General features: G+C 68.5%; 16 protein-coding genes and 1 pseudogene. 15 read left to right on the forward strand and 2 right to left on the reverse strand.

Features of this window, described 5'->3' with window-relative positions:
• Positions 1–8: 8 nt before the first annotated feature.
• The 7 genes and pseudogenes from HDA30_RS05740 to HDA30_RS05770 all read left to right on the forward strand — a co-directional run bounded on the left by HDA30_RS05740 (position 9) and on the right by HDA30_RS05770 (position 4,338).
• Positions 9–344, forward strand: a complete 336-nt coding sequence (locus tag HDA30_RS05740) for a hypothetical protein (RefSeq protein WP_184241354.1) — start codon at positions 9–11, stop codon at positions 342–344.
• A gap of 213 nt (positions 345–557) precedes the next feature.
• Positions 558–797, forward strand: a pseudogene (locus tag HDA30_RS05745) (integrase core domain-containing protein); the annotation flags it as partial.
• Positions 798–1,006: 209 nt separating this feature from the next.
• Positions 1,007–1,747, forward strand: a complete 741-nt coding sequence (locus HDA30_RS05750; RefSeq protein ID WP_184241355.1) for an NAD(P)-binding domain-containing protein — start codon at positions 1,007–1,009, stop codon at positions 1,745–1,747.
• Between the two features lie 73 nt (positions 1,748–1,820).
• On the forward strand, positions 1,821–2,228 hold the full coding sequence (locus tag HDA30_RS05755; RefSeq protein WP_184241356.1) for a hypothetical protein: 408 nt from the start codon (positions 1,821–1,823) through the stop codon (positions 2,226–2,228).
• Between the two features lie 50 nt (positions 2,229–2,278).
• Positions 2,279–2,998, forward strand: a complete 720-nt coding sequence (locus HDA30_RS05760) for a histidine phosphatase family protein (protein WP_184241357.1) — start codon at positions 2,279–2,281, stop codon at positions 2,996–2,998.
• Positions 2,999–3,007: 9 nt separating this feature from the next.
• Positions 3,008–3,544: a DUF3090 domain-containing protein gene (locus HDA30_RS05765; protein ID WP_184241358.1), complete on the forward strand. Its 537-nt coding sequence runs from the start codon at positions 3,008–3,010 to the stop codon at positions 3,542–3,544.
• A gap of 44 nt (positions 3,545–3,588) precedes the next feature.
• On the forward strand, positions 3,589–4,338 hold the full coding sequence (locus HDA30_RS05770; protein WP_184242388.1) for an SCO1664 family protein: 750 nt from the start codon (positions 3,589–3,591) through the stop codon (positions 4,336–4,338).
• A 193-nt stretch (positions 4,339–4,531) separates the two neighbouring features.
• Here HDA30_RS05770 and HDA30_RS05775 read toward each other — a convergent pair whose 3' ends face one another.
• Complete coding sequence (locus HDA30_RS05775) at positions 4,532–6,097, reverse strand: hypothetical protein (protein WP_184241359.1); 1,566 nt, start codon at positions 6,095–6,097, stop codon at positions 4,532–4,534.
• A 478-nt stretch (positions 6,098–6,575) separates the two neighbouring features.
• Positions 6,576–7,661 (reverse strand): redox-regulated ATPase YchF, encoded by a 1,086-nt coding sequence (ychF, locus tag HDA30_RS05780; RefSeq protein WP_184241360.1) that lies wholly within the window; start codon positions 7,659–7,661, stop codon positions 6,576–6,578.
• Positions 7,662–7,795: 134 nt separating this feature from the next.
• Between ychF and HDA30_RS05785 the strand changes: the two genes are divergently transcribed.
• The 8 genes from HDA30_RS05785 (at position 7,796) to HDA30_RS05820 (ending at position 17,561) form a co-directional block, all read left to right on the forward strand.
• Positions 7,796–8,263: a hypothetical protein gene (locus HDA30_RS05785; RefSeq protein WP_246418710.1), complete on the forward strand. Its 468-nt coding sequence runs from the start codon at positions 7,796–7,798 to the stop codon at positions 8,261–8,263.
• A gap of 63 nt (positions 8,264–8,326) precedes the next feature.
• Positions 8,327–10,558: a choline BCCT transporter BetT gene (betT, locus tag HDA30_RS05790; protein WP_343059311.1), complete on the forward strand. Its 2,232-nt coding sequence runs from the start codon at positions 8,327–8,329 to the stop codon at positions 10,556–10,558.
• A gap of 2 nt (positions 10,559–10,560) precedes the next feature.
• Complete coding sequence (locus tag HDA30_RS05795; RefSeq protein ID WP_184241362.1) at positions 10,561–12,054, forward strand: aldehyde dehydrogenase family protein; 1,494 nt, start codon at positions 10,561–10,563, stop codon at positions 12,052–12,054.
• A gap of 29 nt (positions 12,055–12,083) precedes the next feature.
• The gene (locus tag HDA30_RS05800) at positions 12,084–13,694 is read left to right on the forward strand and encodes a GMC family oxidoreductase (protein WP_184241363.1); all 1,611 of its coding nucleotides are present in this window, start codon (positions 12,084–12,086) and stop codon (positions 13,692–13,694) included.
• Between the two features lie 186 nt (positions 13,695–13,880).
• On the forward strand, positions 13,881–14,849 hold the full coding sequence (locus HDA30_RS05805) for an ABC transporter ATP-binding protein (protein WP_184241364.1): 969 nt from the start codon (positions 13,881–13,883) through the stop codon (positions 14,847–14,849).
• Positions 14,846–15,700, forward strand: a complete 855-nt coding sequence (locus HDA30_RS05810; RefSeq protein WP_158496652.1) for an ABC transporter permease — start codon at positions 14,846–14,848, stop codon at positions 15,698–15,700. Before HDA30_RS05805 ends, HDA30_RS05810 begins: the two co-directional genes overlap by 4 nt.
• Positions 15,697–16,944 (forward strand): sensor histidine kinase, encoded by a 1,248-nt coding sequence (locus HDA30_RS05815; RefSeq protein ID WP_184241365.1) that lies wholly within the window; start codon positions 15,697–15,699, stop codon positions 16,942–16,944. The genes HDA30_RS05810 and HDA30_RS05815 overlap by 4 nt, the downstream gene beginning before the upstream one ends.
• The gene (locus HDA30_RS05820; RefSeq protein WP_184241366.1) at positions 16,941–17,561 is read left to right on the forward strand and encodes a response regulator transcription factor; all 621 of its coding nucleotides are present in this window, start codon (positions 16,941–16,943) and stop codon (positions 17,559–17,561) included. The genes HDA30_RS05815 and HDA30_RS05820 overlap by 4 nt, the downstream gene beginning before the upstream one ends.
• Positions 17,562–17,591 lie beyond the last annotated feature (30 nt).

Genomic DNA, 17,591 nt, shown 5'->3' on the forward strand with positions numbered 1-17,591 from the left:
AACGACACATGACCACCACCCCGCAGCCGAACCAGCCCGCCCTCAAGGAAGGGCGTGCCAATCTGCAGCGCGGACGGGAGACGGTGGGCGGCCGCTTGCGCCTGCTCAGCGACCGACTGGTCTTCACCCCGCACAAGCTCAACTTCCAGACCGACCCGGTGGAGGTCCCGCTGGCCGAGGTGCGCGGCACCCGCCCGGTGTGGACGAAGTTCCTGGGTGTCCTGCCGCTGGCACCGAACTCCCTGGCCGTGGAGCTAGCCGACGGGACCGAGCACGCGTTCGTGCTGTCGGGGCGCCAGGGCTGGAAGAGCGCGATCGACGACGCGGTGGCAGCTCAGCGCTGAGCGCGCTGCACCCAGGCGGCCCAACGGCGCCTCGCCGAATGGTGGTGCCGTTCGGCCGCCGACGCTTGGAGCCTGGACCTGGTGAGCGCCGCCTCTCTCGTAAAACAGGGCCAACCCACCGATGAGCACGTGCGCATCTGCCTGCCGGTGGTGGGCCTGGACGCGGGGACGGCCCCCGGATCCCCTCGAGGTGGATGAAGCGAACGGGTCGGTCATCGCCGGATCCGCCCCTACACGCCCCGCCACAACGGGAAGGTCGAGCGGTACAACCGGCTGATGATCGACGGGTCCCTCTTCACCCGCCCCTGTAGCTCAGAAAACCAGCGGCGTGAGGCCTTGGCCGTGTAAGTGAATCACGACAACAACCACCGGCCTCATCCCTCCTGCGCAGACGCCCCTGTGACCTCACTGGCCCCGGTCCGTGTTAATAACATCACACCCTCCTACACCTAGGGGTGCTGCGGTGCCGTCGCGTGCCGCGAACGTCTCGCCTTCCACGCGCCAGCTGCGGTCGACGAGGGTGGCGGTCATGGATTCATGGTGGTGAGGCGCAGTCGCCGGCCCTCTGCGGTTGTGAAGCGGATACCTCCTCCGTATCATGCGTGTCGACGAATCGGAGAGGTCCTCCGCATCACGTCCAGTCCCCCACCAGAAGGAGCCCCATGCGCATCGGCATCATCGGCACCGGCAACATCGGCGGCAGCCTCGTGCGGCACCTCAGCCGCGCCAGCCACGACGTGAAGGTCGCGAACTCGCGCGGCCCGGAGACGATCGAGGCGGACCTGCTCACCCACGGCGCACGCGCCGTGACCGCGGCCGAGGCCGCGCAGGACGTTCAGGTCCTGATCCTCTCCGTGCCGCTGGGCGCGATTCCGCACCTGGCGGACATCGTCCGCACCCTGCCGGAGTCCGCCACGGTGATCGACACCTCGAACTACTACCCGCAGCGCGACGGCGAGGGCTTCCTCCCGGAGGGCACGGTGGAGAGCGTGTGGGTGACCGAGCAGCTCGGCCGCCCCGTGGTGAAGGCGTGGAACTCGATCGGCGCGTCACCGCTGGCCGAGAAGGGCCGGCCCGCCGGCACGGAGGGGCGTGTGGCCCTGCCCGTGGCCGCGGACCGGGAGGAGGACCGCACGCGCGCCCACGCCCTCGTGGACGCCACCGGCTTCGACCCCTACGACGCCGGCCCGCTCGCCGAGTCCTGGCGGCAGCAGCCGGGCACCCCGTGCTACGGCACGGACCTGACGCTCGGAGAGCTGCCCCAGGCCCTGGCCACGGCCGACGCCGAGCATGCGCCGCGGCGCCGGGACATCTACGTGGACGCGGCCGCGGAGCGGCTCGGCAGCGGAATCAGCCCCGACGCCGACTGGGGCGTGGCCCTGGCCCGGCTGCTGTTCCGCTGAGGCGGCGGACCGCACGGCCCACCCGGCGGGATGACCGACCGCCGACGCCGTGGACGACTGCTCAGAGACCCACATGACCGAAACCCCGCGTCCGCGCCCCGCGCGCCTGCCCGCCGGCAGCGGGCGGACCCCGTCCGCCGAGCGCTGGGAGGTCGACCTGGATTGGCTGTGGGGCGCCCCGCCGGGCAACGACGGATCTGCCGCGACACTGCGCCTCGATGTCACCGGGCCCGGCGCGGCCCGAGCGGCGGAGGGCTGGATGGACTCGTTGAGCGCGGATGAGGACGGCGTGCGCGGTGAGAGCGGCTGGCGCGCCGACCCCGGCGACGTCGAGGGCGGCGAGGACCACGTCGTGATCCTGCTGACTTCGGCCGGTGAGGACGTGGCCGACGGCCTCGAGGCCGCCGCGGACACGGCGTACGAGGCGCTGTCCGCGGTGCCGGGGCTACGTTTGCGCTGGACGCCGCTGCCCCGGCGCTGAACAGCCACTGTGCCGCCCGTCAGTAGGCCGCCCGCCAGTAGGCTGACGGCATGGCGACGGTACTTCTCGTGCGGCACGGCCGCACCACGGCCAATGCGTCCGGCATCCTGGCGGGCCGGTCCCCCGGCGTCGAGCTGGATGACACTGGGCGGGAGCAGGCGGCTCGGACTGGGGACCGGATCGCGGCCGTGCCCGTGGCCACGGTGGTGGCCAGCCCCCTGGAGCGGTGCGCGCAGACCGCGCGGGCCGTCGTCGAGCGCCAACCGGGCACGGTGGCGTCACTGGTTGACGGCGACCTCACCGAGTGTGACTACGGCCGGTGGCAGGGGCGGGCGCTCAGCGACCTGTCCGCCGAGCCCCTGTGGTCGACGGTGCAGTCCCAACCGTCCGCCGTCGTCTTCCCCGGCGGGGAGTCCATGGCGGGCATGCATGCCCGCGCGGTGGCGGCGATCCGCCGGCATGACGCCGCCGTCGAGGCCGAGCACGGGCCGGGCGCGGTGTGGGTGGCCGTCAGCCACGGGGACGTCATCAAGTCGGTCCTGGCGGACGCGCTCGGCATGCACCTGGACCTGTTCCAGCGGATCGAGGTCGGGCCCGCGTCGGTGTCGATCGTGAGCTACGGGCCGAGCCGGCCGCGCGTCTGGGCGATGAACACCGACGACGGGGACCTCGCTTGGCTCTCGAAGCTCACCCCGGCCGACGACGCCGCGGTGGGCGGCGGCGCGGGTACTGGCGCGGGCGGCGGGTCTGGGGCGGGCGCTGGCGCCTAGGATCGAGGCATGACCGACGCACCCGCCTCTGTTCATGAGTTCGACTGGCCGGACCGGTGCATCATCGGCACGATCGGCCGGCCGGGAGCCCGCGCGTTCTACCTGCAGGTCCGCGCCGGGTCGCAGACCGTGAGCCTGGCCCTGGAGAAGCAGCAGGCCGACATGCTGGCCCAGATGATGGACGAGATCCTCGACGAGCTGAGGGCCCTGGACGGCAACCCGCACAGCGTGCCGGAGCACACGCCCGCCGAGCTCGTGGACAACAACCCGCTGGGACCCGTGCAGGAGCGGTTCCGCGTGGGAGCGCTCGGCCTCGGCTGGGATCCCACAACGACCCAGGTGGTCATCGAGGCGCACCCGCTCGCGGATGAGGATGCTGCCGAGGAGGAGGCCGAGGTGCTGCGTGTGCGGATGCCGGTGGGGGCGGCGCGGGCGTTCGCCCTGCGCACCCGGGAGGTCGTGGACGCCGGACGCCTGTTCTGCTCGGACTGCGGCCAGCCCATGGACCCCGAGGGCCACGACTGCACCACGCCCGAGCTCCCATAATGGCCGACGCCGTGGAGGACAACGCGCTTGCCGGCGGCGAACTGATGGGCGGCGAGCTGATACTCACCGGGCGCATCACGACGGCGTCCAACGCCACCTTCCTGGGCAGCATTGGGGAGACGACAGTGGTCTACAAGCCGGTGACCGGCGAGGCCCCGCTGTGGGACTTCCCCGCCGGAACCCTGGCCCGCCGGGAGGTGGCGGCGTTTCTGGTGTCCGAGGCGCTGGGGTGGGGCATCGTGCCCCGCACGTGGCTGCGCGACGGCCCGCTCGGCGCGGGCATGGTGCAGCTCTGGCAGGAGCAGGACCCTACCCAGGGCGCGGTGGACCTATTCCCGGCGGCTGCGGTGCCGGCCTCGGGCTGGCGGACGGTGCTGGAGGGTGAGGACGAGAACGGGAATCGGCTGGTCCTGGCCCACGAGGACTCGCCGGCGCTGCGCCGCATGACGGTGTTCGACGTGATCGTCAACAACGCCGACCGCAAGGGCGCCCACATCCTCGCCATGCCCGGCGGGCACCGACACGGCGTGGACCACGGGCTCACCTTCCATGTGGAGGACAAGCTGCGGACCGTGCTGTGGGGCTGGGTGGGCGCGGCCCTGCGCGACGAGGAGCGCAACGGCATCGGCCGTGTGCTCGACGGGCTCGATGGCGATCTGGGTCAGCGGCTCTCGGATCTACTCAACACCGAGGAGATCCACGCTCTCGCCGGGCGGTGCGCCCAACTGCTGGACGACGGGAGCTTTCCAGCGCCCAGCGGCCGGACGCCAGCAGTGCCCTGGCCATTGTTTTAGGGGCTCACGCTTTTGGTGTCAACTCAGCAGTGAGACAGAGCTTTACCGGCGGCAGGTCCGACGGGGAATGCTAAACTCGTCGCTTCAGGAACTACGAGCGAGGCACCAGCCCCCACTGCACGGGATTAGAAACATCCATCGCCGTGCAGAAAAACTCTCCCTGACTAGGGGAAGAGGAAAACCCTTTGACTACTTACCGAGCTGACAATTCTTTAACCGCTCCGAGTTGAGCAACCCGGAAATCATCGTTTATTTTTATAACGACCTGGCTCATTAAAAGAAGTACCTGCAGATACGCCAAACGGTGACCCTCTTGCGCTTCCGTTAGCGGCACACGAGCGTGGATGTAACTATTTCGCAACTTGGGCCCATCACTGAATTCCCGATCATTGAGCATGAAGTTTAGGAAGCTCGCTTCTTCGCGAGTGAACAACCGGCCGCTCCAATTAAGCCACCCCCTCTTATCCATTCGCAATAGCTCACTACGACCCCCAGTATCCAACCAGCGAGTATTAATAGCCCCCACGCGATACAGCTGGCCGAGAAGCCTTACTTGACTGCCGCTGCGAAAGCGAACCCTAGATGAGAGCCGGTCCAAAACATCCAGCTTGCGCAAATTTTGAATCGCGGGCGTCTGGTAATCATGAAAGTCTGCAATAGATAATGAATGGGAAAGAATCAATTCCGCAAAACTATCTCCACGCCTATTTTCATCTATATAATTCAGAGAGGACTGGTCAGAGAATAGTGCGTACAGGATTGATTCAATTTCACCACCCTTTTGCGGGAGTGCGTATTTGTCCGAGGCTTGACTCGGCAGTTCTTCAATGACTAGAGAATCACTCCCGTAAATCAGTCGAGACGCATCGATCTTCTTGTATTTTACAAACAGATTATACTGTCGCATAACGCTCTCCATCTCAATGAGGAGATGCCGTATCCGCTCAATATTGGAAGACCCTGGGGTAGAACGCGTGAATGTGATCCGCTCACCTTGCATCCATTCCGACAAATATTCTGCGCAGAACCATGCAAAAACATCTTCCAGCTCAATATCATTGTCGGCAAGAAAGCTGCTGTAGGCATATAATTGGAGAAGGGAAATGTTCTCTTTAGAGGAAAACACAGTACCGCGTGGATAGTTTGACCGCACTTCAAACGTAAAAAGTCGTTCGAGCCCGCGCCTCTCGGACCCATACGAGGGGAGTGTTAGAATAACATTGTCATCAGCAAATCCGAGAAGAATCTGTAAATTATTCAGAATCGATGGAAAATCAAGCGTTTCCTCCAGCCAAGTTCTCGAGAAGATTTGTGAAACCTCAAGAACTCCATCCTCATTTTCCGAAACCTTCTCAAGTTCCTCTTCTCCGATTCCAACTTCATATCGAACCCGTAACCCACTCGACGGATTCTCTAGCAAAGAAGTCTCCAGCTCTTCACAGCGCTGAATTGCCCGGATTCTGACGTCGTCATTCAAACCTAGGATATCGCGCGAGCGTGCCGTCTTGAGGAGACGGACATAGTTCAAGTTAGCTTCGTCGCCGTTCAGATATTCCATTATGAGCGACGCCCATTCTTCCTCAGAAATGTTTTTCGGGGCGTGGAAGCCCCTCTTGGCGTTATCCTGCACCGACGCCCCCACAAGTGCCTCCACGACGATCGGGCTGGACATGACGTGAGGTTTGAGGACTGGAGCAAACTCTTGAACGAAACCATATGAACCAAGCGCGTCACCCAAAGAAGCGCCGGCCTCGAACACTGCACTTAAGATGGTCTCTAAGTTGATTTTCTCATGAACAGAATAGCGATTAATAGCCTCGATCAGGTCAAATCGATAGCCAGGATAAAGATCGGAGATCCTTGATCGGATATTATCTTCTCTTAGGCTGGAAAAAATCTAGCAGCCTTCCGCTTGGCGAGACTGGCAGCCTCTGCCAGCGAGTCCCGGTCTTTACCAGTCATACATGCTGGATAGATTCCCTCGCCGATGATCAGCGCACTGTGCCATCCCTCAAGAGCGTCTGAGACCGTCGCGAATGAATCATCCTGCAGAGATGATTCTAGGAATTCGACGGCTTTCCTCAACATGAATACAAAGGATAAATCATCACGCCCATAGTATTTGACCCGTGACATGATTCGCCCTTCTATGGTCCAAAAATTGCTCGGGTGGTTGGCGCCACTCTAGATAGGATGAGCGAACGTGAGCCCGCCGTTCACGGCGCCTACGCCTCGGATCACACGTTAAACCGGAACTCCACCACGTCCCCGTCCTTCATCACGTAGTCCTTGCCCTCCATGCGCACCTTGCCGGCGGCCTTGGCATCGGCCATAGACCCGGCAGCAATCAGGTCATCGAAGGACACGATCTCGGCCTTGATGAAGCCGCGCTGGAAGTCGGTGTGGATCACGCCGGCGGCCTCGGGCGCCGTCGCGCCGACCGGGATGGTCCAGGCGCGCGTCTCCTTCGGCCCGGCCGTCAGGTAGGTCTGCAGGCCGAGGGTGGAGAAGCCGACGCGGGCCAGCTGGTCCAAGCCGGACTCGTCCTGGCCGTTCATCTCCAGCATCTCGCGGGCCTCCTCCTCGTCCAGCTCCACGAGGTCGGACTCCAGCTTCGCGTCCAGGAACACGGCCTGCGCCGGCGCCACCAGATCCCGCAGCTGCTGCTGCTTCGCCTCGTCCCCCAGCACGGCGTCGTCCGAGTTGAACACGTAGATGAACGGCTTGGCGGTGAGCAGGCTCAGCTCCCGCAGCCGGTCCATATCCAGCTGGTCCTTGTCCTTCGCCGCGAAGATCGTCTCGCCCCGCTCCAGCACCGCGAGCGCAGCCTTGAGCGCCTCGAGGTCAGCGGGCTCCTTCTTCTTGCCCTTGACCTCCTTCTCCACGCGCGGGATCGCCTTCTCCACGGTCTGCATGTCCGCGATGATCAGCTCGGTGTTGATGGTCTCCATATCCGAGGCCGGGTCCACCGTGCCGTCCACGTGCACCACCTCGCCGTCGTCGAACGCGCGCACCACCTGGGCGATCGCGTGGGCCTCACGGATGTTCGCCAGGAACTGGTTGCCCAGGCCCTCCCCCTCAGAGGCGCCCTTCACAATGCCCGCGATATCCACGAAGGACACCGTGGCCGGCAGGATGCGCTCCGAGCCGAAGATCTCCGCCAGCTGCGGCAGGCGCTCATCCGGCAGGTTCACCACGCCCACGTTCGGCTCAATCGTCGCGAACGGGTAGTTCGCCGCGAGCACGGTCTGGCGCGTCAGCGCGTTGAACAGGGTCGACTTGCCAACATTGGGCAGTCCCACGAATCCGATAGTCAAAGCCACGGTCCACCATCCTACCGGCGCACCCCGGCCCACCCCGGCCACGGTGCGGCGCCGTACCACCCCGCCTCGCCGTCTCACCGCCCGCCCCGTCTCCCGTCTTGCCGCCGCCGGTGCACCTCCGTAGCGTTCGGCGCATGAGCACCCCCGACACCTCGCCCCAGCCCGAGCCGGACATCGTCGCCGCCGAGGGCGACGTCCGCCCCGCCTCGCACTACATCCTCCCGCTGATCGGCCTGGCCGTGGAGCACGTGTTCGACGTGCTCGGCCGCGAGGGCGAGTTCACACCCACCATCCTCGCCACCGCCGAGGACGCCACCCAAGGCATGTGGGCCATCGACGACCTCGTCCCCGAGGACGCCGCCACCTACGTCGCGCAGATCCAGCCGACCCCGCGCACCGCCGTCGCCGTGTTCCACGGCGAGGGCGAAGACGTCGAGGGCACCCGCTTCCCCGCCGTGTTCACCGAGTCCTTCGAGGCCGGGGAGGACAGCTCGGTGCGCATGGTCTTCCCCTTCACCCTCGGCGACCCCGACTCCGAGGACGGCCCGCGGCTGGACGGCGAGCCGACCGTGGTAGCGAACGGACCAAACCCGATCGGCTGACCGCCCCGCGCGCATGGCCTACGGTGCAGAGGTCCGACACAAGCAATGGAAAGGACCCCTCCCGTGGGCACGCCCCCGTCGTCGACGGCCACCGAGGCCGCACAGACACCGCCGACACCCGCACCTGACCGCGCAAACAAGCCGAAACACGCGGCCCTGAACCCGCCGGTGTTCATCGGCACCGCCGCGATCGTCGTCGCCTTCGCCGCATGGGCGATGATCTGGCCAGGCACCGCCGAGACGGTGATCTTCGACACGATGGCGTGGATCGCCTCGAGCTTCGGCTGGTACTACGTGCTCACCGCGGCCATCGTCGTCGTGTTCGTGCTCGTGGTCGCCCTCACCCGCGTCGGCCGCGTCCGCATGGGACCGGACCACGCGACCCCGCAGTTCAACATGTTCACCTGGTCCGCCATGCTCTTCGCCGCGGGCATCGGCGTGGACCTGATGTTCTTCGCCACCTCCGGCCCGGCGACGAACCTGCTCACCCCGCCGGACGTCGAGCCGATGTCCGACGCCGCGGCCCGCTACGCCCCGCTGTGGACGATCTTCCACTACGGCATCCCCGGCTGGGCCATGTACGCGCTGATGGGCATGGCCTTCGGCCTGTTCGCCTACCGCTACCACCTGCCGTTGAGCATCCGCTCGGCCCTCGCCCCGCTCTTCGGCAAGCGCATCCACGGCGGCATCGGCCACGCCGCCGAGATCGCCGCGACCGTCGGCACCATCTTCGGCATCGCCGTCTCCCTCGGCGTGGGCGTCGTGTTCCTCAACGCCGGCCTCGCCCTGATCTTCGGTATCCCGGTGAGCACCGGCGTGCAGATCGCGCTGATGGCCCTGGCGGTGGGCATCACGATCCTCTCCACCGTCTCCGGCATCGACAAGGGCATCCGCCGGCTCTCCGAGCTCAACGTGTTCCTCGCGATCATCATCCTCGGCTGGGTGCTGGTCACCGGCCAGACGACGTACCTGCTCAACGCCCTGGTGCAGAACATCGGCGACTTCTTCGCCGGCTTCCCGGCCATGCTCATGCGCACCTTCGCCTACACCGCCGGCACCGAGGCCTACCCGTCCGAACAGTGGCTCGCCGACTGGACGCTGTTCTTCTGGGCCTGGTGGATCGCGTGGGCGCCGTTCGTCGCCCTGTTCCTCGCCCGCATCTCCCGCGGCCGCACGCTGCGCGAGTTCGTGCTCGGCGTGCTGCTGATCCCCTTCGCGTTCATCATGCTGTGGGTCTCAATCATGGGCAATGACGCCCTCGGCTACTTCCGCGGCGGCGACCAGGCCATGCTCGACGAAGCAGTCAACGCCCCCGAGTCCGGTTTCTTCACGCTGCTGCAGCAGCACCCCGGCTCCGCGTTCCTGATCGGCCTGGCCGTGTTCACCGGCCTGTTCTTCTACGTCACCAGCGCCGACTCCGGCTCGCTGGTCATGGCGAACATGACCTCCAAGGACTCGGTCGAGGACTCCGACGGCGCCCCGTGGCTGCGCATCGTGTGGGCCCTGGTCACCGCCCTGCTCACGCTGTCCATGCTGTTCATCGACGGCGTGTACACCCTGCAGGCGGCGACCGTGATCGTCGGGCTGCCGCTGTCCATCATGATCTACCTGGTGATGATCAGCCTGTGGCGGGTGCTGCGCTCCGAGCTGCACGCACTGGACTCACGCACCGCCGCCCTTCCCGATGTGCTCTCCGGCCGCGTGCGCGACGGCAGCAGCCGCACCACGTGGCGCCAGCGCCTCGCCCGGCACATGGACTTCGCCACCGCCCGGCAGGCCACCGCATTCGTCGAACGCGAGGCCGACCCGGCCCTCGAGGAGGTCGCCGCCGAGCTGCGCGACCACGGTGCCGACGTCGAGATCAGCCGCGGCGTGCACCCCGAATGCGGCGTGCCGTGGGTGGACCTCACCGTCCGCTTCGCCGGTCAGAACGACTTCAAGTACCAGGCCTACCCGGTCGCCTACCCCGTGCCGAGCTTCGCCACGAACATCTCGGCGGTGCAGGACGTGTACTTCCACATCGAGGTCTTCTCGGCCACCGGATCACGCGGCCGCGACATCATGGGGTACACCCGTGAGCAGATCTGCGCCAACGTCCTCGACGACTACGAGGCGCACCTGGCGTTCATGGCCATGACCGGCGACGACTCCTCGCTGGCCGCGCGCCTGGACTCCGAGGCGCCCGACGTCTGGACCGACACCGACCACACCGCACCCGTCACCGGCGAGCAAATCTCCGTCGCCGGCGGCGAGCGCGGAACCGACACCGACTCGACCACCGTGAGGAGCTCGTGAGCATGAGCCAGACAGAGAACACCGTCGCCACCCAGTTCATCGACGGGGCCTGGGTCCCGTCCTCGAACGGCCAGACCCGCACGATCCACTGCCCCGCCGACGGCACCGAGGTCGGCGTCGTCGCCGAGGGCACCCGTGACGACACGCTCGCCGCGATCGCCGCCGCCCGCCGGGCGTTCGACGAGGGCTCCTGGGCGGACACCCCCGCCGCCGAACGCGGCGACCTGCTGCTGCGCCTGGGCGACCACATCCTGGCGCACAAGGACGAGTTCGCCCGCGCCGAGGCCCTCGACACCGGCAAGCGCCTCGTCGAGGCCGAGGGCGATATGGAGGACATCGCCGCCTGCTTCCGGTACTTCGGCAAGCTCGCCGGTCAGAATCCCGGCCGTCTCGTCGACGCCGGCGACCCGCGGGTCGTCTCCCGCGTTGTGAACGAACCGGTCGGCGTGTGCGGCATGATCACGCCGTGGAACTTCCCGCTGCTGCAGGCGGCGTGGAAGATCGCCCCGGCGATCGCCGCGGGCTGCACCTTCGTGCTCAAGCCCGCCGAGCTGACCCCACACACCGCGATCCTCACGATGAAGGCCCTCGACGAGCTCGGCCTGCCCGCGGGCGTCGGCAACCTCGTGCTCGGCTCCGGCGCCGAGGTCGGCGCACCGCTGTCCGAACACCCCGACGTGGACCTGATCTCCTTCACCGGCGGCCTGGTCACCGGCAAGCGCATCGCGGCGGCAGCCGCCGGCACGCTGAAGAAGACGGCCCTCGAGCTCGGCGGCAAGAACCCGAACGTCGTGTTCGCCGACGCCGACTACGAGGCCGCGCTCGACAACGCGCTGAACGCCGCGTTCACCGACTCGGGCCTGGTGTGCTCGGCCGGCACGCGCCTGATCGTGCACGAGTCGATCGCCGAGCGCTTCGTCGACGACCTGGTCGAGCGCGCCGGCCACATCGTCATGGGCGGCCCGTTCGACGAGAAGGCCGAGACCGGTCCGCTGATCTCCGCCGAGCACCGGGACAAGGTCACCGACTACGTCAAGCGCGGCGTCGAGACCGGGGCCCGGCTGCGCGTCGGCGGCCACTGGGGCGGCGAGGAGCACCAGGACGGCTACTTCTACGCCCCCACCGTGCTGGACCGGTGCGACCGCACCAACCCGGCCGTCGTCGAGGAGGGCTTCGGCCCCGTCATCACCGTCGAGACGTTCTCCACTGAGGCTGAGGCAATTGCCACCGCCAACGACACCGAGTACGGCCTCGCCGGGGCCGTGTGGAGCTCCGACGCGGGCACATGCCAGCGCGTCTCCCGCGCCCTGCTCCACGGCACCGTGTGGATCAACGACTACCACCCGTACCTGCCGCAGGCCGAGTGGGGCGGCTTCAAGAACTCCGGCATCGGCCGCGAGCTCGGCCCCACCGGTCTCGGCGAGTACGTCGAGCACAAGCACATCTACGAGAACACCGAGCCCGCCGTGACCGGCTGGTTCACCGACCGCCGCTGACCTCCCCCTCGCCGAGAAAGGACCCGTCCATGACGAACACCACCCCGAACTCTGAGGCCCCCGCCGGGCAGGACCCCGCCGAGGGCGTGCGCACCTACGACTACGTCGTCGTCGGCGGCGGCTCCTCCGGCGCCACCCTGGCCGCCCGCCTGTCCGAGGACCCGCAGATCACCGTCGCCCTGCTCGAGGCCGGCCCCTCGGACGTCGACCTCGACGAGGTGCTCACCCTGCGCCGGTGGCCCGAGCTGCTCGAGTCCGGCCTCGACTGGGACTACCCGATCGAGCCGCAGCAGAACGGCAACTCGTTCATGCGCCACGCCCGCGCCAAGGTGCTCGGCGGCTGCTCCTCGCACAACTCCTGCATCGCGTTCTGGCCCCCGCGCGAGGACCTGGACCAGTGGGAGGCGATGGGCGCGACCGGCTGGGGCGCCGAACACACCCTGCCGCTGGTGAAGAAGCTCGAGAACAACGCCGCCGAGGGTGAGAACCACGGCCACGACGGCCCCGTCGAACTGATGGACGTCCCGGCTGAGGACCCGACCGGCGTCGCCCTGCTGCAGGCGGCCGAACAGGTGGGCATCCCCACGACGACGTTCAACACCGGCCAGACGGTCGTGAAGGGCGCCAACTGGTTCCAGATCAACCGCAAGCAGGACGGCACCCGCGCCTCCTCGTCGGTCTCCTACCTGCACCCGATCCTGGACCGGCAGAACCTCGACATCCTCACCGAGCACTGGGCCACGGGCGTGCTGTTCGACGAACAGAACCGGGCGTACGGCGTGCGCTATGTGGCCGACCGACACGGACGGCAGTCCGAGATCCACGCCCGCGCCGAGGTCATCCTCTCCGCCGGCGCGATCGACACCCCGAAGCTGCTGATGCTCTCGGGCATCGGGCCGGCCGAGCACCTGGCCGAGCACCGCATCACCGCCCGCGTGGATGCCCCGGGCGTCGGCTCGAACCTGCAGGACCACCCCGAGGCCGTGATCTCGTGGGAGTCCAAGCAGCCGATGTACCGCGATGCCACGCAGTACTGGGAGATCGGCGTCTTCTCGCCGACGAAGGAGGGTCTGGACCGCCCGGACCTGATGATGCACTACGGCTCGGTGCCGTTCGACATGCACACCTACCGCCAGGGCTACCCCACCGCTGATGAGACGTTCTGCCTGACCCCGAACGTCACCCACGCCAAGTCCCGCGGCACCGTGCGCCTGCGCTCGAACGACTACCGCGACAAGCCGGCCGTCGACCCGAAGTACTTCACCGACCCCGAGGGCCACGACATGGCCGTGGCCGTGGCGGGCATCCGCCTGGCCCGCGAGATCGTCTCCCAGCCGGCGATGGCCGAGTGGGCCGGCCGCGAGCTGGCCCCCGGCGTCGAGGCGCAGACGGACGAGGAGATCGCCGACTACGTGAAGCGCACCCACAACACCGTGTACCACCCGGTGGGCACCGTTCGCATGGGCGCCGATGAGGACGCCATGAGCCCGCTCGACGCACGCCTGCGGGTCAAGGGCGTGACGGGCCTGCGCGTGGCGGACGCCTCGGTGATGCCCGAGCACGTGACCGTGAACCCGAACATCACGTGCTTCATGATCGGTGAGAAGGCCGCCGAACTGATCCTCGCCGACCGCGGCTGACTCACAGCTGACCGGCAGCTGACCCGCGAACGCGTGTACACCTGTTCCAGTTCTCCGCCCGGATCCCTGGCACAGGTGTACACGCGTCTGCGCACGGGGCCGGGGCGCCGCCCATGACATCCGTCATGCTGAATCTCTGACGCACGCCGCATCCGCCCGACCGTCCTGCTCGGAATACTGGTGGTCATGAGGCACACCACAGCAGACGGGCCCGCCATTGCCGCCCGTGACGTCCACCGGCACTTCGGCTCGGTCCGCGCCGTCGACGGCATGAACCTGACCGTCCCTCACGGCGAGGTCCTGGCCCTGCTCGGCCCGAACGGCGCCGGCAAAACGAGCCTGCTGGACACCGTGCTCGGCTTCGCCCGCCCCGATGCAGGCACGGTCAGCGTGTGCGGCACCTCTCCCGAGACGGCGGTGCGTGATGGCCGCGTCGGCGCTGTGCTGCAGACCGGCGGCCTGCTCTCCGACCTCTCCGTGCGAGAGACGCTCGAGATGGTCGCCGCCTGCCACCGCGCGCACGTTCCCGTCGCCGAGGTGATGGCCCGCGCGGACCTGGACCGGATCGCCCGACGGAAGGTGAAGAAGTGCTCGGGCGGCGAGCAGCAGCGGGTGCGCTTCGGCCTCGCCCTGCTCACCGACCCTGAGCTGCTCGTGCTGGACGAGCCCACCGCCGGCATGGACGTCACCGCCCGCCGCCGGTTCTGGAGCACCATGCACGCCGAGGCCGATCGCGGCCGCACCATCGTGTTCGCCACCCACTACCTGCCCGAGGCCGAGGAGTTCGCCGACCGGATCGTGCTGATGCACCGCGGCCGCGTCCATGCCGATGGCACCCCGGACGCGTTGCGCGAGCGCGAAGGAGTGCACCTCTCCGCCCTCCCGACGAGCGAGACGACGCCCTCCCGGCTGGCCGAGCGGCTCGACCTGGCCTGGGACGACGTCGATCTCCGCGACGGACGCCTCGCGATCCGGGTGCGCACCGGCGATGGCCTGAGCGCGGGGGCTCGCGCCGACGCCGTTGCGCGCACGCTGCTCGTCGACGGGCTCGGCCAAGACCTTGAGATCACCCGCGCCAGCCTCGACGACGTGTTCCTCGCGCTGACCGACCAGACCCGCACCGCAGAGCCGACGCCCGAGGAGGCCGTAGCATGAGCACCCCCGACACCGCCCACATCCGTCCTCGAGCTCTTGCCACAGCCCCGGCCCCCGCTATGACGACGACGGGCCCGGTCGGCCGCGTGATCGGCTTCGCCCGCCGGGACGTCGTGCGCACCGTGCGCATGCTGGACTCGACGTTCTTCATCCTGGTGCTGCCCGCGGCCATGTACCTGATGTTCGGCGTCTCATCCGGCGCGGGCGAGCTCACCGTCGGCCACGGCAACGCGACGGCCCACGTCATGAGCGGCATGGCGCTGTACGGCGCGATCACCGCGACGACGGCCATCGCCGGGACGGCGGCGGTCGAGCGGCAGGCAGGCTGGGGCCGGCAGCTGTCCCTGACCGCGCTGACCTCCCGGGGCTACATGCTTGGCAAGACCCTCGTGGCCGTGGCTGTCTCGGCCCTGCCGATCCTGCTCGTGCTCACCGTCGGCGCCCTGACCGGGGCCGAGTACGACGAGGCGTGGCGGTGGGCGGCGACCGGCGCCATCGCTCTGATCTGTGCCGCCCCCTTCGCCCTGTTCGGACTGGCCGCCGCCCTGCTGTTCCGCTCCGAGGCCGCCGTCAGCGCGGCCTCCGGCATGCTCGTCGTGTTCGCGTTCCTCGGCAACCTGTTCGTGCCGCTGACCGGGACGCTGCTCGAGGTCGCCCGCTTCACCCCGATCTACGGAGCCGCACTGCTGACCCGGTGGCCGCAGAGCCAGGGTGCCCAGCTGAATCTCGACCACCCGATGACGCCGCTGCAGACCCCGCTGTGGCAGCCGGTGGCGTCCCTGACGGTGTGGGCCGTCGTGTTCGCTGTGGTCTGTCTGCTGGCCTCCCGCCGTCGGACGGCCCGCGCATGAGCGCCCGCCACGGCCGCCGAGCCGCATCGCTCCTGCCCGGCCCCCACCGGCAGGCGCTTCCCGGCGACGACGCGCTGCGCGTCGAGGACTGGTACCCGGACCGGCTGCCGCGTGAGGCCTGGCCGACGACCCTGCTGTTCGCCGGCGTGTGGCTGGTGTTCTTCCTCAGTGCCGCCGCGTCCGTCGTCGTGGGGCGGCTGGCGGCCAACGACCCGGGCCCGGCCCTGCTCGTGGCGGCCGGCACCGCCGCATTCATCACGGTCTACTTGCGCGCGTTCGTCGTACCCCGCCCGCTGCGCACCCTGCCGCTCTCCGGGCGCGAGGCCCCGCGGTGGCTCAACACGGTCGGCTACACGCTGACCCTGCTGGCCTGCCTGGCCCTCATGTCCCCGTGGATGGGACCGAGCGTCATCGCCGCCGTGCCGTACCTGACCGCGGTGTGGGTGTTCCCGCACTCGATGCGGCTGGGCGTGCCGGTCGCGGCCCTGTTCGTCGCCCTCGGCCTGGCCGCGGTGGGTCTGCTCGCACCGGTGGCGGACCGCGGCTGGCTGGTCATGCCGGTCGTCTTGCCGGCGGTGATCATCATCCTGATGCGCTGGGCCACGGGCCGCGACGAACAGCACGGGCAGACCTTGCGCCGCCTCGCTCTGGCCCAGCAGCGCGAGCGGCTGTCCCTGGACCTGCACGACATCCTCGGCCACTCCCTGACCACCATCAACGTCAAGGCGCAGCTCGTGCAGCGGCTCATGGACGCGGACCCGGCCCGGGCGAAGGCCGAGGCGGCCGAGGTCGTCGCCCTCTCCCGCACCGCCTTGGTCGAAGCGCGGGCCGCCGTCGCGGACCTGGCGGTGCCCGAGCTGGGCGCACAACTGTCCACGTCGGTGGCCGCGCTGCGCGACGCCGGGATCGAGGTGACCGCGCCCCCGCACGGCGCCGTGGCCGAGGTGCCGGCCGACCGGCGCGAGCTCGCCGCCTGGTTCCTACGCGAGGCCTCCACCAACGTGCTGCGCCACGCCGGGGCCGCGGGCGTCGTCGTGGGCCTGGACGCCGGCGGCGCCTCCGTACAGGATGACGGCGTGGGCCTGCCCGAGCACGTGCTCGCCGGAGCCGGCCTGCACACCCTGCGGGCGCGCGCCGCCGAGGCCGGGGCACGTGTCGAGGCGACCGCCGGGACCAACGAGACCGGCACCCGTGTCACCCTGCTGTGGACGGACGAGCACGACGAGGAGGGCGCGCGCGCATGACCGAGTCCACAACCCTGCGGCTGCTGTTGGCAGACGACCAGGCGCTCGTGCGCGGGGCTCTGGCCGCCCTGCTGGAGACCGAGCCGGACCTGCGAGTGGTCGCGCAGACCGGCACGGGTGCGGACGTAGCCGAGTTGGCCACCGCGCACGACGTGGACGTGGTGCTGCTGGACATCGAGATGCCCGGGGTCGACGGGTTCGGCGCCCTCGAACAGATCCGTGCCGCCGGACTCGACTGCGCGGTGCTCATGGTGACGACCTTCGACCGGCCGGGCTACCTCGGCCGGGCCCTGGCCGCGGGTGCGCAGGGGTTCGTCGTGAAGGACACCCCGGCCGAGCAGCTGGCCGAGGCCGTGCGCCGGGTGCACCGCGGCGAGCGCGTCGTGGACCCGAGCCTGGCCGTCGACTCGCTGGCCGCCGGAACGTCCCCGCTGACCGCGCGGGAGGCCGAAGCGCTACGGGAGGCGCTGACCGGCGCGAGCGTGCGGGACATCGCGGCGAGACTGCACCTGTCCCCCGGCACGGTGCGCAACCACCTGAGCGCGGCGATCGGCAAGACCGCGACGTCGAGCCGGGGTGAGGCCGCCGTCGTCGCCCGCGACCGTGGCTGGCTCTGATCCCGTCCGTCTCGGCCCCGGCCCGGCGGG

Origin of the sequence: Micrococcus cohnii, assembly GCF_014205175.1 — a bacterium.
In the GTDB taxonomy this organism is placed as follows: domain Bacteria; phylum Actinomycetota; class Actinomycetes; order Actinomycetales; family Micrococcaceae; genus Micrococcus; species Micrococcus cohnii.